The sequence below is a fragment of the Sphingobacterium kyonggiense genome, assembly GCF_039536825.1.
GTDB classification, from domain to species: Bacteria; Bacteroidota; Bacteroidia; order Sphingobacteriales; family Sphingobacteriaceae; genus Sphingobacterium; species Sphingobacterium kyonggiense.
In genome coordinates, this window is the sequence record NZ_BAAAZI010000007.1 from 165,111 (window position 1) to 188,644 (window position 23,534).

Below are 23,534 nucleotides of genomic sequence, written 5' to 3' on the forward strand. Positions count from 1 at the left end.
AAAGTACATTATTTTACCTATTTAATAAACTTTATTACCATGTCATACATAACAATAATTTAAACAATCCAGAAACAATCGATTAAATCGGTTAAAAGGAGCAGAAATACCTTGTAAAAGATCGTTTAGAACGTTTTATTTCCTAATTTTAGAGAATATGTCTACAGAAATTGTACGCTTAGAAGCTGTAGAGAAGATCTACCAAACTGGGGAGAATTACATTACTGCTCTGGATACAACCGATTTGGTATTCGAATCGAATAAGCTCACACTGATTATGGGTCCTTCAGGATCAGGTAAAACAACGTTATTATCAATTGTTGGCTGTATCATCTATCCGACCAAGGGTAAAGTCTTTTATAAAGATAAGGAAGTGACTAAATTGTCTGAAGATGAATTGGCGGATTTACGTCTGCATGAAGTTGGATTTGTGTTTCAGCAATTCAACTTGATAGAACCTTTGAATGCTTTAGAGAATGTAGCACAACCATTGATACTTCGTAATATTCCAAAAAAAGAAGCAAAAGAAAGAGCAGAAGGTGCTTTAAAAGCTGTCGGTTTGGAGGATCGTATGGGCAATCTACCTAAGAAATTAAGTGGTGGACAGAAGCAACGAGTAGCAATTGCTAGAGCCTTAGTGGGTAATCCATCGATGATTCTCTGTGATGAGCCTACCGCATCATTGGATGCGAAGAGTGCAGGCATTATCATGCAAGAATTAAAAGAGTTAGCAGAAGAAGGCAAGGCCGTAATCATCGTCACGCATGATCTTCGTTTAAGAAAATATGCTGATCGTGTAATTTATGTGGAAGAAGGTAAAGTTTCAAATACCATTAAAAATGAAGAAGATTATAAATAAGCAATTCATCTATATACTTATACTATTTTTTACGTTATCAGCCTGCAAAAACAAGGAGAAGGATAAGGTTCAAAAAAGTAATGAACAGATCCTAAAGGAAGTAAATGAGGTATTAGGAATTGGAAAAGTTGTTCCAGAGGCAGGCTGGCAACAGGTTTCCAGTACAGAATCTGGAACAATACAAGAGATATTAGTGGAAGAAGGCGATTCAATTTCAAAGAATCAAGTATTGATACGCCTGAAACCTAATTTAGAGAAGCTCGATATCGAAGAGGCAAAGGCAGCATTGAATCGAATAGTAGCCAGCAATCAAATAGATGTAAAAGATTTAGAGCGTGAGGAGATCAAATCAAAACAACTGAAAGAGCGCTACGATATCTCCAAAAGACTGGTAGAAAAAGGTGCCGAAACACAGGAAGTATTAAATGATGACCTTCGGAATTGGCAGATACAGGACAAACTTGTTTCTGGATTACGAGCTAAATTAAAGGCTAACCAGGCTAGTGAGCAAGAGCAGATCATCAACATTAAAAAAAGTAAAACCAATTTAGATAACAGGCAGATCCTAGCCAGTGCATCTGGAATAATAACAGAGTGGCATGCCGTACTTGGTGAATCCATTCAAGCAAATAGTATATTAGGAAAAATAGCTGACCCTAGCCAATTAATTATAGAAGCAGAAGTAGATGAGTTGTTCGCTGATCGACTGGCATTAGGTCAGCAGGTTCGATTGACTGTAGTAGGTGGTGGAAAGCAATTAGCTGTGGGTAAAATAAGTTATCTAAGTCCTACACTTTCTAATAAGTCTATTCTCTTTGAGTCAGCAAATGAAGGTGAAGACCGTCGAGTAAGAAAAATAAAAATCAGTCCAGATCAGCTCAATAATTTGATTATTAATGCTAAAGTGGAGTGTCACATTAAACTATAAGAAGCATGTTATTATTGGCATGGAAATTCATTCGTTTTGATCGAGCAAAGAGCATCGGTATTATTACAGCAATTGTAATAAGTATCTTTTTGATTGGTCAGCAATTGAGTTTACTTTTCTTTTTAATGGGGTTAATGGGTAATCTGGTTAGGAATGCTCCAACAGCAGATGATCAGGTTTGGGTCATTGAAGGTCAAAGTAGAAATATCAATTCTATAAATGCCATAGACGCTCGACTTGTACAAGAAATAGCCTCTTTGCCTGGAATAGCAAAGACAGAGCCTATTATCCTTGCTCCTGGACAAGCTACCTTCTTAGATGGTAAGACAGCAGGAATAACTTTAGTTGGTGCTTCAGCTCCTGGATTCTTAATGGGTCCTAAAGAAAGCCGGATAGAAAAAGGAAACATAGAAGATCTCATGCAGCCCTATAGTGTTTCGGCAGAATATTTTAATGCACAGACTTGGGAAACGGATTTGTTCATTGGAAAGCCAATTGAAATCAATGGAAAAAGTGCCAAAGTAAGTGTCATTACCATGAACGCTCAAGCATTTGGAGCTTCATTTATGTATACAGACATCAAAAATGCCCGTTATTTTGGAAATGTCCCCAATTCGCAGGTAAGTATGATCATGGTCAAATTGAAAGATAAAAAGCAAAAAGAAAAGGTCATCCAAACCATTAATCAGGTGTACCCTCAATTAAGGGCTTGGGATGTTGAAAAACTCAAGAACTCTACAGTAAAGGAAATATTAGTTTCATCTAACATGGGGATGAGTTTTGGCACTTTAGTCGTTTTTGCGATGATATCTGGCTTCTTCATTATTGGTTTGACCTTATATTCTTCTGCATTGGATCGTATTAAGGATTATGGGACACTAAAAGCTATCGGAGCTAAGAAAGGCTATGTCAATAAACTTATTGTAGCACAAGCCTTCCTATATGCCTTCATCGGATATATCATTGCTATGATGCTTATTTATGGATTTAAGTTTGGCGTCGCACAAAGTGGATTACAAATCAATGTATCGTTTTTATTTGCCTTATTTTTACTCATCCTAACGATGATTATATCTATCGGTGGTTCTCTATTTGCTGTCCGGAAAATTGCTAAGCTCGAACCGGCCTCTGTATTTTAAACATGAAAAGAGTTATTATTTACATATTCGCAATTCTACTTCTCCCAGGTTATAGTCTGGGCCAATCTTTAAGTATTGAGGAATTATGGCAACAAGCTAAAACAAGCATAGGCTCTCAGCAAAAGGATGTAGAACTTGCATCAAAAAGACAAGAAGAACTTGTATTGCGTAATAATCGTCTACCCTTAGTTTATGGAGATGTTAATTTACAGCGCAATATCATTATCCCCACTACTCCAGTACCTGCCATAGCATTTGATCCAAATGCGCAAGAGGGTGCAATACTCCCCTTAAAATTCGCTACAAAATGGAATTCCCGGGCGGGAGTACAATTGGAGTGGGATATTTTTAACCCGAGTAAAAATGCTGATTTGAATAAGGCTAGAATTGAAACGAAGCGAGCAATTTTGAATCAAGAACTAGCCCTAATTCAATGGAAGAAGGATGCTACATTAGCTTATTGCGCCAGTGTACTAGCCAGCGAGCAATATAAATTGGCCTTAGAAGATTCCATTACCCAAGCATCATTAGTAAAAATCATGAATACACGTTTTGAAGAAGGTCGCGAAAAACAAACAGATTTATTTGCCGCCTTTCAAGAAATGGAACGTAAGATTATTCAACGACATGAAGCATGGTCAGTTTTAATGGAAACAGATCTCGATTTAAGAAAGATGTTAGCCAATCAAAACTTGACACATTTAAGTTCTGATTTATCCAGTATTCAAAACCTCTTGGAAAAGGAAAGATTCCCAGATCAGCAATTAGAATTATTGCAGTTAGATCAACAATTAGCAACTTACGAAATCAGGGAGACCAAACTTGCTAAACTTCCAACAATTACACTCAACGGATTTTTTGGAGCTCAATTCTTCAGCAATGAATTTGATCTTTTTGAACGAAATCATTGGTATGGAAACAGCTTTGCCAACATAGGTGTAAAAATCCCTATATCAGCATATTTCACCAATTCTGCTTCGGTTAAGAAGTCACAATTACAAGAACAATTAACGGTATTGAAAATAAGGGAACAGGAAATTGAAGAAGCGACAAAAGATAAAAAAACAGCAGCTAAAATATGGTCAGCAAAACAAAAGATTGCAGGATTAGAAAGAATAGTTGATTTAGCTGAGAAGGAAAAAAACCTACAACTAGAAGGCGTTCAGATTGGAAGAACAATACCTACTGAATATTACCGAGCAAATCATTCATGGATTGCAGCAAAGAAAGAATTGTGGCAGGCAGAATTTGATTTAGTTCAGGTATTATTGAAGCAATAATGTACATCAATAGAAATGGAAAAAGCTCAATATGTTGAGCTTTTTGTGTTTTGTGGAACAACTATTCTTCATAAAGTCGTTCAGCGCTAATCCCCATGTCTATCAATTGCTGGATTAGTGAAGCACCCAAAACATTAATTCCTCGAATGGATAATAAATAACCATCAATGTAAGGTGCAATCTGCCATTCATTAACATTATGGTATCCTTCCATAACATTTTTTACTTGCGCCAGCTGAGATTGGGTAGCGGTCATGATCTCGATTTTTAAGCTTTCCATGATAATATTCTCCTATGTAATAAATAATAGTGGTCTTGTCTAATTGAGTAAACCGGAACCAAAACCAATCATACTCAACAGTTTAGCGTACATTAATTTATTAAAAAACCCTCAAGCTCACAAGAAAGTGTGAAAAAAATTACAATTATATGCAGATTCAATTTTTTAAAATAATTTGAACTAAAAGCGTTCAAAGTGCATTCAACTATTAAAAACGAAAGGAGAATTATTATGGAATCATTAGATTTTAAAGGCAGATGGGACATCATCAAAGGCCGGATTAAAGAGGAACATCCTGATCTAACCGATGAAGATTTATCATACGAAGAAGGTAAAGAGGAAGACGTATATGGACGTTTTCAACAACGTTTTGGTAAATCAAGAGAAGAAATTCAAGATTGGTTTAATAAGTTAGATAAACGTTAAGATTTAGGAGTAAGCTTGATGTGAAAGTTGCAAGGCTAGAAGATTCTTCTAGCCTTGTAATGTTATGCTAATAAAGCACATCCTTAACTTAGGACTGAGCTGCCATTTTTACGGCTAAAATATGTTTACACAGTCCTCTCTTACCTTGATGATTAGTAAACCAATTGCAGGTACAGCGACTTTGATCTCCTTGAATAATAACTGTATGTTTTACGCCTGTACCTTCTACCCTAGCCTCTATATAATCCGGTGATTTTTTAATAAATTCTATAGCTTCTGTACTGAGTAATCTCTTGGCATTCTTTAATCTCGGATTTAAGGATAATATTCTTTCCATTTTGAAAGGCAATCGGCGATAATAATGCTGCTGTTGTGCTAAGTCATAACCTAATAAACCAATTGAAGAAAGTGAACCGGTAAGTGTATCCATGCTGGCAAAATCAACATCATGCTCAATAGACAACATGGTTGGATCAAACAACTCATTAGATTTCAATAGGGAATTAACTGCCATGACCCATTCATCAGGAACTGCCTGAATCATATTTTCCAAGACATTTCCTTCACCAGAGAATCCTCGATAACTGTCAGGGGAAAGCGATAAAGTCAAGCGCATATTTCCAAAGTCAGCCACAAAGGAACAGCTTTCTCCATTCGTTTCCTGATAGACTATTAACTGTTGAATGTAAGGCAATATCCCTTCTAATAAGCGTAGTCGTTGAATGCCACCAATACGTACTGCATCTTTGCTAGCAATAGGTGATAGTACAAATCGATTAGCCCGTTGAATTAGATAAAATTCTCCTTTTACATTTCCCTTGGGTATAGCTTGAAATAGTTGAATTACTTGTATCTTATTCAATCGAAATTTTTCTTCCATCCCTGCAAGGTATAATTGTACGGATGTTAAGCCTTTTATCCAACGAGGTGGCAAGGTTACTTTTTTCTCCTTTACCGTGCCTTTATCGGTACTGATGGAAACATCTTTACTGCCAACACCTAAGACCATTTTCTCCGTTTTCTTTACAGCATTTAAGGCATTTAGCATAGGTTCATTGAAATCAACATTGGTAGTTCCGCTAGCTAGAAACTCGCCATCAATAGCATCCTCCAGCAAATCTAATCGAGCATATACGCCATTACAGGAGGAAAATCCCTCAAAGCGTATCTGATCAGTTCCCGCAGATACAATTGGATCACGCAGGCTTGGAGGTATGGGACCAAAACTTGACCGTACAACCTTGGATAGTGTCAGTAGACATTTAGAACTGGTTAAAGGATCAGTCAGGTTACCCCAAAAGAAACAAGGCACATTATTTATCTCGGTAATTTCTGCTTGATGCGCTAGAACCAATTGTTGAATACCAGATGATTGTTGTAAGCTAGAATGCTGTTTATAGGTAATATCAAGATCAACTGTTGCCATAGTAATTAGTTTAATATTTTCTTAAGTAGACTGTTTAATGATTTGTAAGCCTCAAATTTCTGAATACCGGCTCTTAGCTCATTGGATAATACATAATTTTCCTTCTGTTGCAGATCGTAGAAAATTTCAATCAATTTCTTTAGGTTGGTAGGCATAGTTTCTTTGATTTGTACACCTTCAAAAACTTGACCTAAGATCAATAGAAGTGCATGATTGTGTTTGCTGGAGATATCCTTTACTTGCGAAAGTATATCAGCAAAACGTCCTAAAGGTCCATAATCATTATTTAGTAAGGTAATTAGATGATCGGCAAAATCTTCATTTGGTAATCGATTAGACTCAATTATTTGAATCAAAGTTTCAACAGCGTGAGCCCGTACCTCCTTTTCAAGGGCAAAACAACTACAAGCCAAAAAGAGACAGCTTTGTTTATCAAAATTATAAAAAGGATAAAGCATCTCTTGAAGCATATACTTGGCATCTTTAAATCCCCAAGTCGACAACGTATTATAGCAGGTATTATAAAACAAAGCCATAGCTTCTGCATTTAAGGGCATGACGCTATGAACAAATTGTGTATCCAACCCATGAATATAATAACCTATGACACCTTTCTCACCTCTGAAGTAAATATCCTTGCTATACAGAAAGGTATTAGGGTATTTTTCATGCTTTGGGAACTCCAATGTTAATTTATAACCATCAATTGTCATTTCATTCTTTTTGGTGGAGTAGTTATACACTTGATGGTAATCTGGTTGGAACTCTATCTTTGGGCGGAATGGTTTTATTGCGAAGGGAGCTTTTGCCAAGCGGTGACCTTGAAATTCTTCAAAAATACCTTCAGGATATTGACTTCTAGCTACCGTAGCCCACACCCCTGACATAAACACATCGGCTTCGTCTCCTACAATATTCTTCAACCAGGATGATTTGTGAAGTTCCAAATCATCTGACAAGCCGAAGCTATATTGTAATACTGCTTTTATTTGATCATTTTTTATTTGCTCTAATTTATCGTTTAGCCCTTCTACTTGCTCTTTTGGACATCTGCTTAAGGCAATAGATAAATCCAATAAATCTATTTGGATAGCAGCCTCTTGATAAGCTAAAATACGATCTAAAAGTACCTCGGCAGCCACCCAAAATGGGGCATGAGTGGGCAAGCTCAATAAGGGTAAATTAATCCCCTTAGCAATTCTATTTTGAATGAGAAAACCAAGATCATTAAAAGAGCCAACTACTTTAGAATAATTGTAATATTGTTCTTGAAAATATTTAGGTGCATTTGGTTTATAATAGATTTGAACAAAATTAGATACGAATGCCTGAAAAATTGTAGATGATTTGTTGTTGTTATTCAACTGCTTAATAAATGGCTCTAGTTGTTTTTTAAAGTCTTCTGGAAAGTCTGCATAATTCATCATCCATGCATTCATCAAGATTTCTATTTGAACAAAATCCACTGAATGAATGACTTCCCCTACCTTAAACAATATCTCATTCCAATCGCTAGGATAGCTTAACTCATCTTGTAGCCGAACAACCGGTTCAGGCGCAAAGGTATAAGTATCCTTTTCACCAGGATTTAAGACTGCTAATAACTCCTCTTCGGTATAAGAGGTATCATTAGACTGCATCAACCCTTTTAAATCGGTGCTTATGGAACCCAGCATCTGCGAAGAATATAGCATTAATTTATCCGACAGTTCTGAAGATGCTTTTTTCTGATGTTTTAAGATAAATTTAGCAGCACGATCTTGTAAACCTAAATCAGGTATCATAAAGGTATCGGCTACTAAATCATTAATAGCTTCTGTATATTCTGGTCTCGTCTTTAATAGCTTATCGAATTGAATCATTAAGGTTTTCACTCCTGTTTTAATATCTGTCCGCATGAAGACTGGTTTTACCCAATTTATGAATTCTTTCAAATCAAATTTTGGATGTGATATAACAGGCTTTAGAAGATTAATCGCAAAGTTTATAGGTGCATTATGATCCGAATGGAATAGTGGAAAAACCTGATGTTGATGATTAATTACATTATCATCATTTTCTATCAAACGTTTAATCAAATCTCTATAGTATGATTTTAAATTATTATTCCAATCCTTCGTTTGGATCTCTAGTGAAGATGAAATAATAAATGCTCGATCAATTTTATTTTCAGCAAGTAATCTATCAAAGATCAGATCCCAAAATAAGATTTGTTTTTCTTTCTCATATTCATAGAGGTAATAACTATTTTGAATGGCACTTTCATAGTTAAATATCAATGGAACATCACGTGTATAAAAAGTCTCATCGGCTATTAATCGATCAAGGATGCTATCTAATACCTTTGGGTTATTTGATATACGGAAATTCTGCAAACTACGGACATAAATTTCTGGGTCATGGTTTAAATGACCAGCATCTTCCAACTCACGAAATCCATAATATTCAAAACTTAACCATTCATTCTTTCGCATTTGGTCCTTCATGTATGTTGTAATCCATTCAGGTTTTGCCCAAGTTAGAATGTCCTGTATATCTTTATCCTTATATGTTTTTAAAATATCAAATATTTCTGTCCATGACCCTGTATCTGTTTGACTAAAAGCGGCAAGAGCAATGGATGCTATCCATCGTTGTTGTTCATCTGTACCACGCTGTCCCCAGGTGTAGCGTTTATCTGTTAAATATTGAGGTTCTGCCTTTAAATCAATATAACTTAAGTAAAAGCGTTTTGCGGCTTTAATCTCTTTCTTGATGAATTCCATATTCCCCTTCCCATACTCCTCCAAGAATGGGATGATATCTGCAATATTGGGACGTTTAATTAATTCATTAAAACTATTACGAACGTCTTCCTTACTATATTTTGAAGAACTGCTCTTACTATTGGGTTTGCTGTTCGTACTTTTCTTCTCTGACAAATCAACAGTACCATCCTCCGAATAACCTTTTTTGGTTTTTTCAGCTATCAGTTTCTCCGCATCTTTAATACACGCTTCTTCAGAATCAAAGCTTTTGGTTTTACTTTGACCATCAGTACCATTTCTTCCATAAGTAACGGTGTGCTGTACACCATCAGTTTGAATCTCCCAGAATTTATCGGAATTTCCATCAACGTATTTTAGATGCTTGAACATGTAATTGATTATTTGGTTTCTATACTACTAAAGATAACGAATTCACCTTTCCTGTAAGTATATAATCACAACTTTTTTTCCTTCAAATTAAGCTTAGTTTAAAACAAAACTTTATAGAACATACTGAGCATAAAGTTGTTCTAACATTAATCACTTTAATACTTAAAACACATACGCATGAATAACAAAATCAACATGAAATATAGACCGAGTAGTAAAATAGGATTAGGAGGAGTGGCTATTGGAAATGGTTTTGCAGAACATAATGATCAAGATTGCTTAGCGGTTATGGAAGCAGCATGGGCTGCTGGAGTACGATATTTTGACACCTCTCCGTGGTATGGTTTAGGCATCAGCGAACATCGAATGGGCATTTTTCTTAAAGACAAAGCAAGGGATCAATATGATCTTTCCACTAAAGTAGGCCGTATACTAGAACCGCATGAAGACTTTAAGAAAGATGGATTGATGTGGAAAGGCAAAATGAACTTTACCTACCGCTACGATTATACAGCAGAAGGTACTCGAAGAAGTGTCGAGGATAGTCTTCAAAGGATGGGTTTATCATCCATTGATATGGTATTCATTCATGACCTTTCTGAGGACAATCCTGATTTAGGAAAAAACTGGGAGCACTATTTTGAAATTGCACGAACGGGTGCCATGCCTGAATTAATCAAAATGCGAGAAGAGGGAATAATTAAAGGTTGGGGATTAGGTGTGAATACCATAGAGCCTATGATAAAAACAATGGAAGTCTCTGACCCTGATATTTTCCTTTCTGCCTGTCAATATTCATTAATCAAGCATGAGGATGATTTACATCAGGTATTTCCTGAGGCAGCGAAAAATGGGATTTCAATTGTTGTTGGAGCGCCATTATGTGCAGGCTTTTTAGCCGGCCAAGACCGCTATCTATACAATGGAGATTTCCCTGCAGGTGTAAAAGAAAAATTAGCCGCATTAACTACAATAGCAGCAGAATATGATGTTGACTTAAGAACTGCGGCTTTACAATTTGCTGCAGCACCCGATGTTGTTTCAGCAGTAATACCTGGAGCGAGTTCTGCAAATCAAGTTGAAGCAAATACGTCATCCTTTCATATTAACATCCCTGGTGAATTTTGGGACAAACTAAAAAGAGAAAAGTTAATTGATGAAAATGCCCCTACTCCTAAAAAGAAGTAAGGGCATACAATTATTTAATTCCTTCAGATATACTTACTTATTTGCCTTTATCCTTTTTCCTTTCTTTAGGGAATACATTGGGATCAGGCATTTCATTTAATTGATCTACCTGTGGATCTACACCAGCTTCAGCATCTAAATCTTGCTTCTTACGCACTTTTTCAATCACCGACGTTAAAGCTTTTTGTTTTTTTTCACGGTTTTCTTTTTGTATTCCTACATCCTTATTTTCATTTTTGGTCGCCATAATTTTCTTCTCATTGATGTTCAACTAAATGAACAAAATTAAATTAGAATCGTTGAATCAAATTTATTTTTTATTACGCACCTGATCTTGTAATAAACTGGAAAGTAATTCATCCAAACAAATGGTAGCATAAGTTGACTCATGATCCGAATAGGCATAGGGCAATATCAAATGATTATTGTGGATTATCTGACCGCATGAATAAAGTACGTTAGGGACATAACCATTACGCTCTTCCTCTGTGGCATAAAGCAGAGGCTGTTTTAATTTCCCGATTACTTTACTTGGGTCTTTTAAGTCCAACAACATCGCACCAAGCGTATATTCCCTCATGGGTCCAACCGAATGTGTTATAACTAACCAACCCTCATCTGTTTCAAGGGGTGAACCACAATTTCCTACTTGAATAAATTCCCATGGATATTCAGGTTCAGAAATCAGAATGACGTCCTCCTCCCAGTTGGTTAAGGATTCCGAATAGGTGATGTAATTATTCTCTCCGTCAATTCTACATAACATTGCATATTTGCCATTTATTTTCCTAGGGAACAGTGCCGACCCTTTATTCTTTATGTTGCCATTGAGGGGTTGAACCTTAAAGTTCACAAAGTCTTTTGTGGATAGTAATTTCGGCAATATTGAAATACCATCGTAAGCTGTATAGGTCGCATAATAGGTTGCTTTTCCTTTATCATTAAGATATCGGACAAATCGAGCATCCTCAATACCGTTCTTCTCCGTATCACTTATGGGAAAGATAACTCGTTCAGAAATAGAGGTATCTAAAGAATAAGATATATCATAATGAGAAGATGCTAACCAGAGCATCTGCTGCATGAGAATTTGCCCATTTGGGGTTAGTTCATTCTCCAGCTTTATTTCCTTTACATAACGAACTAGCTCATCATATATGAATGTATCCGCTAGTTTACTTTCGACCACTTGATAAATATCCTCCTCGGGTTTATGCAATTGTACCAATTTCTCCAAAAAGTCCTTCTTTTTGTATCTGTAATTCTTGATATGCTTTGGCTTTTCCAACAAAATTCCAACTTCATCTAACTCAATATTGAGATGTTTATCAATAATTCCTGATCGAAATACAATAGATGACAAATGCCCCTCTCCTACAGCTCTGAAACTCAAAACAATTCGACTCTCTCCCTCTTGTGTTTGTGATTGATCTGGAGATAATACGATTGAAGGATTAAAGTATGCTGCAGCCTCTATAGAATATTCCATGGTAAAGTAGGAGCCAATCAGCATTTTATCGACATTACTGAGTTTAGTTTTATCAATCTTTAATTCCTTTAAAGTAGGTTCCATCAGGTTGTAATTACGCTCTAATACATGGAGCACACTACGATGTCTTCGTGCATAATTTCGTAAAATCTGTGTTAATAGAAGAGTTTTATCCTCTTCGGACATTGCCATAACCCGCTTAACTATTTTTACAGAGCGTTCAGGGGATAGATTAAATCGTCTTGCTAATACACGATCTAATTTTGGTCTAAAAAATATATTTTTCCTATTAATTGTTATACCCATATTTTAAGTGTTTGAACAAGCACGCTTTATATTAATAACGGTAAATTCTTCAGGATGTTTAGCAATTGTCATAAAATTTAATATTTCTCTTATTCATTGAACAAAAACTACCACCAACTGTTCATCAAGCAAGAACCAAGAAACCCTTGGTTATTTGAGAAGGAGAAAAAAATGAGAATACTAATTATCGGAACGTATTTACCTAGGCAATGCGGTATTGCCACTTTTACACATGATTTATATCAATCTTTAATTAAAAACAATCAACAAGTACACATTCTGGCTATTCAGAATGGAACAGAAGGACATTTCCCGAAAGAGGTTGTACATACCATCGAACAGCAAAACAAGCAAGCCTATTCAAATGCTGCAAAATGGATCAATAAACAAGAATATGATGCTTGTATCTTGCAACATGAATTTGGAATTTTTGCAGGTGATGCAGGAAACTACATAATTGAATTAGCCAAAGAAATACAAATTCCATTAATTACCAATCTACATACGGTATTAGAAAAACCTAATGCTCATGAATATACCGTTGTTCGGGAATTAGCTCAATATAGTCGTAAGATAACTGTCATGACCCAAAGAGCGATAGATATGCTTTCTGAAGTCTATGAAATACCCGCTGAACTATTGTATTTAATTCCGCATGGTATTCCCGAATTTAAAATTTCTTCGCAAGAGGCAAAGGAATATTTAGGATTGGAAGATAAAACAGTCATGTTATCTTTTGGTCTTTTAGGTCGTGGAAAAGGATTTGAAGTGGCAATAGATGCCGTTTCCAAAATCAACTCAGATAATTTTGTTTATATCATTTTAGGAGCAACACATCCTAATGTTCTATTACAAGAAGGTGAAAGCTATAAAAACGGTCTTATGCAACAAGCTGCAGATTTAGGATTGAATGGAAAAGTAATATTCGTCAATAAATATGCTAGTGATAGTTTGCTTCATACGTATTTAAAAGCATGTGACTTGTATGTCACACCATACCCTAATGCCAATCAAATGAGCAGTGGAACTTTAACCTTTGCTTTAGGAGCAGGTGCTGCCGTATTATCAACACCTTATTGGTATGCTAAGGATCTCTTAGCAGATGGTCGTGGATGTTTATTCGATTTTAATAATCCCGATAGTTTAGCCGACTGCATCAATAACTTATTGGAAAACCCTAAATCCATGATGGAATATCGTAGGAAGGCTTTAAAGTTTGGGAAATCCATGTCTTGGACTAATGTAGGCAAGAAACAGATTAAACTTATTCAATCAATTACAACTGCGAAAAGTGTAAAAAAGTCTGTGGTTAAGGAATTAAATGCCTTAAAAAATATAATTCAACCTATTAACATTAAGTTATTGGGACAAAAGAGTGCCATCAACCACTAAAAGGAGAAAAATACTTTGGATTTACAGCTTATAGACAGCCTGTTAGATGATTTCACTAATCAAGTTCCAAAACTTGACCTAAGTTATATCAAACGATTAACGACATCAACTGGAATTATTCAACACGCCTCATTTAATATTCCAAATTACCATCATGGTTATTGTTTGGATGATAATGCTCGTGCATTGTTGTTACTCTGCCTGGCAAACAATGCTAAAGAAATAGAAATAGATACAGCACTAATTTCCTGTTATTTATCCTATATACATTATGCTCAAAATTCAGACGGTTCCTTTAGGAATTTCATGTCTTATGATCTTAATTTTTTGGATAAGCAAGGTTCTGATGACAGTCTTGGAAGAACCATCTGGGCATTAGGGACTGTCCTTGCTTCAGATACACTTTTTGCATTTCATCAAATAACCCAAGAAATATTTAACAAAGCTTTACCTCATCTAATAGAGTTAAAATCGCCAAGAGCAGTAGCTTATACGATCTTAGGACTTGCAAATTATTTGGAAACTCATCCTGATGATGAACATGTACTTGGGGAAATATCCACATTATGCCATTTTTTAGCATTAGAATTCAATGTTTGTGCAGACGAAGAATGGTCATGGTTTGAGGAAATCATCTCTTATGACAATGCTATTTTGCCTTTAGCCATGCTGAAAACAGCAAGAATATTAAACAATGAAGAGTGGCTGAATATAGGTTTGAAGAGTTTTACCTTTTTGGATCAAATTCTTTATCGCAAGGAATATATATCTACAATAGGGAACCAATCTTGGCATGCTAAATCTAAAGATATTAGCGAATTCGGACAACAACCAGTAGAAATCCCAAGTATCCTATTATTATACCAAGAAATAGAAAAAACAAGTCCTTCTAAAACCTGGCAAAGCAAAATAAAATTAGCTTTTCTATGGTACTTGGGATGGAATGATAAGCAACTAAGTCTATATAATCCAATTGATAAATCCTGCTATGACGGATTGGAAGATTATGGTGTTAACCAAAATCAAGGTGCAGAAAGTAATATTGCTTTTTGGATGTCGTATATATTAATAAAAAGTAATATCAGCTCTTAATTTCTTGTCATCAGTTCATAAATGGCATAAATAATTGCCATAATGATGATAGCAATAATAATCGTTGTACGAATATTTAAAGCCGCTGGCTTATCATCCTTTTCTTCTTTTACCACCTCAGGCACCTCATTGGGATCTACAGATTCAGCAGCATTGATGCGTTCTTCTTCTTCATGTTCCTTTTTCATATCTTCTTAGTTTAATCTGTAAATAGAACAAATAGAAAATCATATTGTTCGGTGTATACCTCAATTAGGGTACTAAACAAGAATTTATTTATGTGTTTTAAAAAAACAAAAAGCATGTCTTATGGACATGCCTTCTGATCTTTTCTTTAAGATATTTAATGCGCTTTTGGCTTAGACCCTATCATTTTCTGAAACAAGGTAACTATTGCTACTACAACTAAACCTGCAACTAATCCAACTCCAAATTCTTTCACTATACTTGGAATATTTGGTAAAAAATGATGGAAATAATCAATATTATGTACAAATATACCTCCAGACACCAACAATAGTGCAATAGTTCCAATTACAGCCAAAGCTTTAATAATGATAGGTAAAAGCTTTACTAAAGCATTTCCTACAGCATTTCCAAAACCTTTATTGTTTGATTTTTTGATGAGACTATAGCCAAGGTCATCCATACGAACAATTAAAGCAACTATTCCATATACCCCAACAGTGGCAATAATGGCTACTACAGAAACTGTAACAATTTGAATGGCCATTGACTGATGCAATTCTTGAACAGCCCCTAGCGCTATAATCACAATTTCTACGGATAATATAAAATCAGTAGTAATAGCAGACTTAATCTTTTTATTTTCGGCTTCCTCTCCCTCTTCTTCTTGCTCCTTTACCACTTCAATAGCTTTTTTCTGTCTATGAAAAATATAATGTATGATCTTTTCTGCTCCTTCAAAGGCCAAATAAAAACCTCCTAATATCAAAATATACTTAATTGCTACTGGGAAAAAGGCGTTGAGCAGTAATGCAATCGGAACAATAATCAGTTTATTAATAAACGACCCTTTGGTAATTGCCCACAGAACTGGAATTTCTCTTGATGCTAAGAATCCAGTAGCCTTTTCAGCATTTACCGCCAAATCATCTCCTAAAATTCCAGCTGTCTTTCGTGTAGCGATTTTCGCTGCTACCGAAACATCATCCATTAACGCTGCTATATCATCTAGTACTGCAAATATCCCTGAAGCCATATCTTTTATTTTTTTCCTAAAATAAAACATCTAACAGAAATAACAGCCTTGAATTACTTTTTTTTATGAAATAAATTAGGATTTATCTTACTAAATGTGACCTGTTATGTACATTATTTAACTCCTTATTCCAGCTTATTATATCAATTCGAAATTATTATTCAATAAATACTAATCTAGAAACATATATTTCTAGGTTTATGAGTATTTCTGTATTTTAGATAAAAAACGCATATGTGTTATCATACCGGTTCTCCCTCTAAATCTGATCTTAAGAATAAGTACCCCAAGAAAAAGGTGGTATATGAACTTGATAAGGAAATCTTTCATGTGTCTGGATTTACCAGACCCTTCCTTCCAGTAACATTAAATAAAAATGCAGATACCATAGAATCAGCTCGCTGGAAGTTAATTCCTTTCTGGGTGAAGTCCGAAGAAGATGCTGCTAAATATGCAAACACCTTGAATGCAGAAGGTGAAAGTATCTTTGAAAAAGCATCGTATAAAAATTACATCAATTCGAATAGAGGTTTACTTTATGTTACTGGGTTCTATGAACCGCATCAGGTAAAGGGTTCCAAGCAAACTGACAATTATTTCATTTATGCCCCCGAAAAAAAGATTTTAACTTTAGGTATTGTTTATGCTGATTTTTTAGATCAACAAACTGGTGAAACCTATCCTACCTTTTCCATCATTACCACACCTGCAAATCCTTTATTGGAAGAAATCCATAATGTCAAGAAAAGAATGCCTCTTATTATTCCTGAGGAAAAACAAGATGAATGGTTATTTGCAGATTCTAAAGAACGAATTCAAAATTTAATAAAACCTTACGAGGGTGAACTCGGAAGTCATCAAGTCTATCGTGTTACTGCGGCTAGAAATGAAGATACTAATATACCCGAAATACAAAATCCTATTTAACAATTAGATAATTAAGTATTTATCGATTTATTTTTTAACATATGTAAAAGATTATAAGCAGTGAATAGCGGATTTTTGTGTCGCATTCAAAGTAATAACATGCTGCTGCCCTAAAATGTCCAATCTATTTTTAGGGCAGCGCCTTTTTAAACAAGAAACATGAAAAAGTACATTTCTAGAATTTCGACATTAAAATTAATCGCTGTATGGATCATGGTCATGATCTTTATGTTCTTCTCTAAGCAGATAACAGGTCTTTACAGCCAACCTATCATTGCTATTACCCTATTCCTTATTGTATTAGGAACCATCATTACTGCTGCCTTTGCTGTTGTAAAAGAGGCGGATGTATTGGCGCATAAGCTTGGTGAACCTTATGGTACATTGATCCTAACTTTATCCATTGTTTCCATTGAGGTTATTTTGATCGCAGCTATGATGTTCGGCCCTACAGAGGCTCCAACTATTGGAAAGGATTCCATCTTTTCTGTCATGATGATCATCATGAACCTGGTAACTGGACTCTGTTTACTTTTGGGTGGACTAAAATATGGTGAACAAGAATACAATGCACCAGGCTCACTAACCTATCATGGTATGATTATCATGTTGGCAGGTATTGCTATGATGCTTCCCAATTACATTGTTGGACAAGGGAATGGTGAATTTAGTCAAGTACAGGCAATCAGTATTTCATTAGCTGTTGTTGTCGTTTATACTGTCTTTTTAGTTTTTCAAATGAAAGGCTACAGACATCTTTATATGCAACCTGCTGTTGGTAGCATGGAAATCACATTTAAGGAAGCTAAAGCAGCTCAAGCTCTAGAAGCAAATGCTGAAGATAAAATTTCAAAGGCTGAGTTATTAAGCAGAACAGTAATCTTGTTATTTTGGATATTACCAATCGTTTTATTATCACATAATTTAGCTAGTTTGGTCGATTTTGGTATTACAAGCATGAACTTACCAACCCAATTAGGTGGAGTATTAATTGCCATAATTGTATTTACACCAGAATCAATTACTGCTGTAAAAGCAGCTTTGAACAATGAATTCCAACGTGCTATTAATCTATGTCATGGTGCTTTTGTATCTACTGTGGGATTAACAGTTCCTTGTGTGCTTACCATCGGATTGTTAGCTAATAAAACCGTACAATTTGGTATGACCGGTCAGGAAACAATCCTCTTTATCATCACTTTGGTGCTTAGCTTATTTACTTTTCAAGGTAAAAGAACCAGCCCTATCTTTGGTGTCATGCAATTGATGTTGTTTGTGATTTTCGTACTGTTAATTTTCCAACCATAAGCATATAAAATTTTTATAAGGTTTTATTGTTGACAATAGGTTGTCATTGCAGACTATACCTTTGAATCATAAAATATAGAATTATGAACAACACTAGATTACCTGAATTTTATTTGATCGGGATTAAGATCCAGACTTCAAATCAAAACGGTCAAGCCATGAAAGATATCCCAGCTTTATGGGAACAATTTATGCAAGCCGATATGCCAAATATTATCCCTAACAAGGTAGATCAAAACATATACTGTGCATATACTGATTATGAATCCGATTGGCAAGCGCCATACACCTGTTTTTTAGGATGTAAGGTAAATAGTTTAGATGAAATACCTGAAGGTATGCACAGCTTACTAGTTCCCGCTTCAGATTATTTTGTCAAAAAAGTGGAGCAAGGACTATCGGGTGAAATAATAGGTAATGCATGGAATGAAATCTGGCAGAGCGACTTAAAAAGAAGATATACCGTTGACTTCGAAGTCTATTATGAAGAGTCCAATCAACCCGATCAGGCTAAATTGGAAATCTACATTGCCATTTAAATAATAAAGCTCCATGATTAAAACCTTGGAGCTTTTTATTTTGAATAAGTTTCTATTAATCTCTTCGAAGCGCCTCTAATGGTGATTTATTTAATACCGAAAGGCTATTAATTAATCCTACTGCCACGGTTAAAATGCTAACTAAGAAAATAAGTAAGGTAAGAAACATAAAGTCTGGGATGAAACTCGTCTTAAAGACAAATATGGCTAATAGATTACTTGCCATTAAGGCAATGACAATCCCTGTACATGCTGCTAAAAGGCCTAAGAATAAATACTCGGCAATGGTAATCCAATAAATCTGCTTCCTGCTTGCACCTAACGTACGCAATAATACATTCTCTTTAATTCGTTGAAATTTACTAATTCGAACGGAGGCTATTAATACAATTATACCAGTCAAGATGCTAAAACCACCAATAAACTGAATGATAAAGCCTATCTTATTCAATATATCATTTAGAATAGTCAAAACAGCATTCATGTCTAAGACAGACACATTGGGAAAATCAGTCACTATCCTTTGTTGGAATGCAACAGATTTTGCTTCACCTTCAACCTTAGTCATCATCAAATAAAACTGAGGAGCCTGATCGATACTTCCCTTAGCAAATACCACCCTAAAATTCGACTGAAACCTATTCCAATCCACTTGACGAATACTACTTACCTTTGCAGGAATCAATACCCCTTGAACATTAAAAAGTATTTTATCGCCAACTTTTGCTTTAATGTTTTCTGCGTAATTCTCATCCAGGGAAACAGAAGCTGTATCATTCGCAGCAACCTTTCCAATCCATTTTCCAGAAACTACTTGCTCTGATTTACTCAAACTATCCCTATAAGTAGCACGTATTTCACCACGAAAAGCTCGACCTGATTGCTCAATCGTTGAATCAGCAACTACATCTTTTAAGGTAACACCATTTATATTCTCCAATTGCATGGTTACAATCGGTACATCTTCCACAATTTCATATCCTTCTTGATGAGCCAATAGCTTTAAAGAGTCTCTTTGGGAAGGTTGAATATCAAACATCAACATGTTTGCATTATTTTCTTCAGCAGAAAGAGCAACTCGCTTCATCAGCATGTCTTGTACTAAAAACAAGGTAGCTATTAAAGCTGTACCCAATCCGATGGAAACCAATAGAATAACAGTTTGGTTGTTTGGTCTATACAAATTCGATAAACCTTGCCTCCAGACATATGACCAATTCTTCGGGAAATAACGGCGTATTAAAAATGTAAAAGCTTTAGCTACGCCAAATAGTAAAAAGAAAACCAGAAGTAAACCAAATGTAAAAGCCAAAGTTTGCATCCAATTATCCATTTGCATTCTAGCAAAAAGAAGGATAAAGCCTAATATGGAAGCATAAATTAAAATGACCCAACGATCTAGTTTTTTCTTAGCATCTTGATCATTCATCCGTAAGGAGTTCAAAGGCGTTACATCACGTACAGATAACAAAGGGGCTAAAGCAAATAAAACTGCTATAACTAATCCTAGGCTTACCCCTTGTAAGATTGAGGTCCAAGATATGGAGGTGGAAAGTTCAACAGGCAACACATCCTGCAATACCAATGGAATAAGATATTGCACCAATGCTCCTAAAATTGATCCTATCAGCCCACCTAATAAACCAATACCTGCAAATTGAATTAAGAAAATAAAAAATGCCTGTTTAGCCTTCGCTCCCAAACAGCGCAAGATGGCTACAGAAAGTAATTTCTCGCGCACATAAATCTGAACAGAACTAGAAACCCCGATACAACATAACAATAAGGCTACGAAACCTACCAATTCCATAAAACTTGACATGTCGGCAAAAGATCTACCTGTATTCTCCTTCGTACTTTGTATGGTCGACCCTCTTAACTGTAAAAGTGTTAATCGATCCTTCCATTGCTCCATTTTTTTATCAATGCCAAAGTTTGTCGGCAATTTGAAATAATAATGATATTCTATTCGACTACCAACCTGTCTTAAACCCGATTCTGATAATTGATCCAGAGGTACAAAAACGCTTGGCGCCATACTACTTGCCAAGGCAGTCTGTCCAGGTTGTGCATGTATGCTACCCAATATTGGAAAGCTACTTTTCCCTAAACGAGCTAGATTACCGACCTGTTCTTGAAATTGGAGCAATACCGCATTTTCAATATATAATCCTTGTTTCTTTCCAAAGGCAGCATAAGAACCCTTAGGTCTAGTTTGAACTTCACCGTAAAAAGGGAATTGCCCATCTACAGCTCTTACCTGAACAAAGCGAGAGCCTCCAGACTTCTCAAATTGAATCATGGACATAAAGCGCTCTTCTCTGGCAAAGTCTTCACTTAACGATTTAAGCGAATCAATAAACTTCATTGCCTCTTCAGTCGGTTGTTTTCGGCTCTCCAGTTCTAAATCAGCACCTATTAACTGAGCAGCTTGTTGGTCAATATCCTTTTTAAGATTTTCATTAAAAGAATTCATAGCCACCAAGGAGGCTATACCGAGAATAATAGAAGAAATAAATAAAAATAATCGACCCCTATTTTTGCGGCTATCACGCCAGGCCATTAAGAAAATCCATCGCCAGTTCATGCAATTCTTCCTCCTTTTATTGGAATAATCTGTTGCGTCTTGGCTGCCAAATCCAAATCATGCGTTACTATCACTAAGGTAGTTCCGGACTCCCTATTCAATTCAAAAATCATATCCTCAATGCTTTGACTTGTTTCAGCATCCAAATTACCGGTAGGCTCATCCGCAAACAATATTTTAGGTTTATTGGCAAATGCCCTTGCTATTGAGACACGCTGTTGCTCCCCTCCAGATAGTTGAGAAGGATAATGACCTGATCGATGGCCTAAACCAACGCGTTCTAATAAAGCCTTTGCAGTCTGTTCTTGTACTTTTATACCACGTAATTCTAAAGGCACTAATACATTCTCCAAAGCTGTTAATGTGGGTAGTAGTTGAAAATTTTGAAACACAAATCCTACATGTTCATTACGGATAGTAGCTAATTTGTCCTCATTCAAACCTGTTAATTGAATACCATTTAAATGAATTGTTCCGGAGGATGGTTGATCCAAGCCCGCACAAAGACCGAGCAAAGTTGTCTTCCCACTTCCTGAAGGTCCCACGATGGATACAGTAGCTCCCTCCTCTATTTCAAAATTAATATCCTGTAAAACCGGAATTGATGTCCCACCTAACATAAATTGCTTCGAAACATGGGATACTTGCAGAATCTTTGTTGCCATAAACAATAAATGTAATGCAATTTTTCAATAAATTAGAAGAATGAAAAAGATTGCAGTACCCTTCTTGATTTGTTTTACATTCATATTATTTACCTATTGCGGGAACCCCACAAACAATAGCAACGATGTAGCACAGGATTCAGTTCCTGAAAGTACTTCCAATGCCAAGGATAGCACAAAGAACATATTATTCTTCGGAAATAGTCTCACAGCAGGCCTTGGACTTAAAAATCAAGAAGAAGCCTTCCCTAACCTTATTCAACAACGGATCGATTCCTTGTCATTAGGTTATACTTGTATAAATGCTGGATTGAGCGGTGAAACAAGTGCTGGTGGTAAAGATAGAATTGATTGGTTACTCAAACAGCCAATCGATATTTTTATTCTCGAATTAGGCGCAAATGATGGATTAAGAGGCATAGCTCCTACAAGCACCTACAACAACCTCGCGACTATTGTCGATAAGGTTAAAGCCGCTTACCCTGATTGTAAACTTGTTTTAGCTGGTATGAAGGTTCCGCCTAGTATGGGCGACACTTACTTTAAGCAATTTGAGGATATCTTCCCAAGACTTGCAAAGGAAAAGAATATGACTCTTGTTCCATTTTTATTAGACGGTGTGGCTGGCATTAGCAAACTTAATCAACAAGATGCGGTACATCCTACAGCTGAGGGCCAACATATACTTGCGGATAATGTTTGGCAACATCTAAAAGGATTATTGTAGTAAAATAAAAAAAACAGGCGTAAGGATAAACCGAACGCCTGCATGTATATTACATTTTGAGACAACTATTTCAACATAACTCTTGAGGTAGCACTGCCAATGTCTACTGTTGGAAATGCTTGATCGTAATCTATCACTACATCTGTAGAATCCACAGTACCATTACCATCAGAATCCCAATCTAAAGAAACATAATAATGAACCCTATCCGTATCCTTTACCTCTGGTTTAATTAATGATTTATGATTCGCAGGCAAATCAAAATTCACGGTAAATGGTAGACTCCTGGTTTCAAAGTTCACACTCGCCACCTCGGTAGCAGGAACATCTGCAACTTGATCAGGAACAGCAAATAGAATAGCCTTTCCTGCCTTATTCTTGATCTCACCATTTGAATTACCCACGAACTCAACGGTTACTTTGGTCGATTCAGCATCGGCTGAATTTGTTTTCTGCTGGTTCATACAGCTCATAAAAGCTAGGGAAGAAACCATTAATACTGCGATCGTTTTTTTCATATCTGTGATTATTTAAGACTAAAATAAGTAATATTTTTATTATACATTAATATTATTAATTATTTAACACTCTGATTTTCAAAAACACCGCTCATTTCA

Annotated in this window: 22 protein-coding genes; 12 read left to right on the forward strand and 10 right to left on the reverse strand. The window is 35.8% G+C overall.

Annotation, left to right across the window (positions count from 1 at the left end):
• Positions 1–157 precede the first annotated feature (157 nt).
• From ABD676_RS09490 to ABD676_RS09505, 4 genes are read left to right on the forward strand one after another with little or no spacing between them, the layout of a single operon-like run.
• A complete protein-coding gene (locus tag ABD676_RS09490; RefSeq protein WP_344674432.1) occupies positions 158–859 on the forward strand; it encodes an ABC transporter ATP-binding protein in 702 nt (233 codons plus the stop codon).
• Positions 840–1,787 carry an HlyD family secretion protein gene (locus tag ABD676_RS09495; protein ID WP_344674433.1) on the forward strand — a complete coding sequence of 316 codons (948 nt, stop codon included), beginning with the start codon at positions 840–842 and terminating at the stop codon, positions 1,785–1,787. Before ABD676_RS09490 ends, ABD676_RS09495 begins: the two co-directional genes overlap by 20 nt.
• Positions 1,788–1,792: 5 nt before the next feature.
• Positions 1,793–2,926: an ABC transporter permease gene (locus tag ABD676_RS09500; protein WP_344674434.1), complete on the forward strand. Its 1,134-nt coding sequence runs from the start codon at positions 1,793–1,795 to the stop codon at positions 2,924–2,926.
• A gap of 2 nt (positions 2,927–2,928) precedes the next feature.
• On the forward strand, positions 2,929–4,206 hold the full coding sequence (locus ABD676_RS09505) for a TolC family protein (RefSeq protein ID WP_344674435.1): 1,278 nt from the start codon (positions 2,929–2,931) through the stop codon (positions 4,204–4,206).
• A gap of 61 nt (positions 4,207–4,267) precedes the next feature.
• On the opposite strand, the gene ABD676_RS09510 is transcribed toward ABD676_RS09505, so the two are convergent.
• The gene (locus tag ABD676_RS09510; RefSeq protein ID WP_344674436.1) at positions 4,268–4,486 is read right to left on the reverse strand and encodes a hypothetical protein; all 219 of its coding nucleotides are present in this window, start codon (positions 4,484–4,486) and stop codon (positions 4,268–4,270) included.
• A 231-nt stretch (positions 4,487–4,717) separates the two neighbouring features.
• Here ABD676_RS09510 and ABD676_RS09515 point away from each other — a divergent pair, with 231 nt between their 5' ends.
• Positions 4,718–4,912 (forward strand): CsbD family protein, encoded by a 195-nt coding sequence (locus ABD676_RS09515; protein ID WP_344674437.1) that lies wholly within the window; start codon positions 4,718–4,720, stop codon positions 4,910–4,912.
• Between the two features lie 88 nt (positions 4,913–5,000).
• Here the strand turns inward: ABD676_RS09515 and ABD676_RS09520 are convergent, their stop codons facing one another.
• Positions 5,001–6,338 (reverse strand): SWIM zinc finger family protein, encoded by a 1,338-nt coding sequence (locus ABD676_RS09520; RefSeq protein ID WP_344674438.1) that lies wholly within the window; start codon positions 6,336–6,338, stop codon positions 5,001–5,003.
• Between the two features lie 5 nt (positions 6,339–6,343).
• Complete coding sequence (locus ABD676_RS09525) at positions 6,344–9,475, reverse strand: DUF6493 family protein (RefSeq protein WP_344674439.1); 3,132 nt, start codon at positions 9,473–9,475, stop codon at positions 6,344–6,346.
• 177 nt (positions 9,476–9,652) lie between these two features.
• On the opposite strand from ABD676_RS09525, the gene ABD676_RS09530 reads away from it, so the two are divergent.
• Positions 9,653–10,663 carry an aldo/keto reductase gene (locus ABD676_RS09530; RefSeq protein WP_344674440.1) on the forward strand — a complete coding sequence of 337 codons (1,011 nt, stop codon included), beginning with the start codon at positions 9,653–9,655 and terminating at the stop codon, positions 10,661–10,663.
• A 37-nt stretch (positions 10,664–10,700) separates the two neighbouring features.
• Here ABD676_RS09530 and ABD676_RS09535 read toward each other — a convergent pair whose 3' ends face one another.
• Positions 10,701–10,910: a hypothetical protein gene (locus ABD676_RS09535; RefSeq protein WP_344674441.1), complete on the reverse strand. Its 210-nt coding sequence runs from the start codon at positions 10,908–10,910 to the stop codon at positions 10,701–10,703.
• A gap of 63 nt (positions 10,911–10,973) precedes the next feature.
• The gene (locus ABD676_RS09540; protein WP_344674442.1) at positions 10,974–12,458 is read right to left on the reverse strand and encodes a glycoside hydrolase family 130 protein; all 1,485 of its coding nucleotides are present in this window, start codon (positions 12,456–12,458) and stop codon (positions 10,974–10,976) included.
• A 171-nt stretch (positions 12,459–12,629) separates the two neighbouring features.
• Here ABD676_RS09540 and ABD676_RS09545 point away from each other — a divergent pair, with 171 nt between their 5' ends.
• Together ABD676_RS09545 and ABD676_RS09550 are read left to right on the forward strand one after the other, a co-directional pair.
• A complete protein-coding gene (locus ABD676_RS09545; RefSeq protein ID WP_344674443.1) occupies positions 12,630–13,850 on the forward strand; it encodes a glycosyltransferase family 4 protein in 1,221 nt (406 codons plus the stop codon).
• 15 nt (positions 13,851–13,865) lie between these two features.
• Positions 13,866–14,942, forward strand: coding sequence for a hypothetical protein (locus ABD676_RS09550; protein WP_344674444.1), 1,077 nt, complete (start codon positions 13,866–13,868; stop codon positions 14,940–14,942).
• On the opposite strand, the gene ABD676_RS09555 is transcribed toward ABD676_RS09550, so the two are convergent.
• On the reverse strand, positions 14,939–15,130 hold the full coding sequence (locus tag ABD676_RS09555) for a hypothetical protein (protein WP_344674445.1): 192 nt from the start codon (positions 15,128–15,130) through the stop codon (positions 14,939–14,941). The two genes, ABD676_RS09550 and ABD676_RS09555, sit on opposite strands and share 4 nt — an antisense overlap.
• Before the next feature lie 155 nt (positions 15,131–15,285).
• Complete coding sequence (locus ABD676_RS09560; RefSeq protein WP_344674446.1) at positions 15,286–16,164, reverse strand: DUF808 domain-containing protein; 879 nt, start codon at positions 16,162–16,164, stop codon at positions 15,286–15,288.
• A 234-nt stretch (positions 16,165–16,398) separates the two neighbouring features.
• On the opposite strand from ABD676_RS09560, the gene ABD676_RS09565 reads away from it, so the two are divergent.
• The 3 genes from ABD676_RS09565 to ABD676_RS09575 all read left to right on the forward strand — a co-directional run bounded on the left by ABD676_RS09565 (position 16,399) and on the right by ABD676_RS09575 (position 18,938).
• Positions 16,399–17,091: an SOS response-associated peptidase gene (locus ABD676_RS09565; RefSeq protein ID WP_344674447.1), complete on the forward strand. Its 693-nt coding sequence runs from the start codon at positions 16,399–16,401 to the stop codon at positions 17,089–17,091.
• A gap of 159 nt (positions 17,092–17,250) precedes the next feature.
• Entirely contained in the window at positions 17,251–18,399 is a 1,149-nt protein-coding gene (locus tag ABD676_RS09570) for a calcium:cation antiporter (RefSeq protein ID WP_344674448.1), read from the forward strand.
• A gap of 83 nt (positions 18,400–18,482) precedes the next feature.
• The gene (locus ABD676_RS09575) at positions 18,483–18,938 is read left to right on the forward strand and encodes a GyrI-like domain-containing protein (RefSeq protein WP_344674449.1); all 456 of its coding nucleotides are present in this window, start codon (positions 18,483–18,485) and stop codon (positions 18,936–18,938) included.
• A 55-nt stretch (positions 18,939–18,993) separates the two neighbouring features.
• On the opposite strand, the gene ABD676_RS09580 is transcribed toward ABD676_RS09575, so the two are convergent.
• Positions 18,994–21,525 carry an ABC transporter permease gene (locus tag ABD676_RS09580; RefSeq protein ID WP_344674450.1) on the reverse strand — a complete coding sequence of 844 codons (2,532 nt, stop codon included), beginning with the start codon at positions 21,523–21,525 and terminating at the stop codon, positions 18,994–18,996.
• Entirely contained in the window at positions 21,522–22,190 is a 669-nt protein-coding gene (locus ABD676_RS09585) for an ABC transporter ATP-binding protein (protein WP_425565284.1), read from the reverse strand. Before ABD676_RS09585 ends, ABD676_RS09580 begins: the two co-directional genes overlap by 4 nt.
• 40 nt (positions 22,191–22,230) lie before the next feature.
• Here ABD676_RS09585 and ABD676_RS09590 point away from each other — a divergent pair, with 40 nt between their 5' ends.
• Entirely contained in the window at positions 22,231–22,917 is a 687-nt protein-coding gene (locus ABD676_RS09590; protein WP_344674451.1) for an arylesterase, read from the forward strand.
• 65 nt (positions 22,918–22,982) lie between these two features.
• Here the strand turns inward: ABD676_RS09590 and ABD676_RS09595 are convergent, their stop codons facing one another.
• Positions 22,983–23,435 carry a hypothetical protein gene (locus ABD676_RS09595; RefSeq protein WP_344674452.1) on the reverse strand — a complete coding sequence of 151 codons (453 nt, stop codon included), beginning with the start codon at positions 23,433–23,435 and terminating at the stop codon, positions 22,983–22,985.
• Positions 23,436–23,534: the final 99 nt, after the last annotated feature.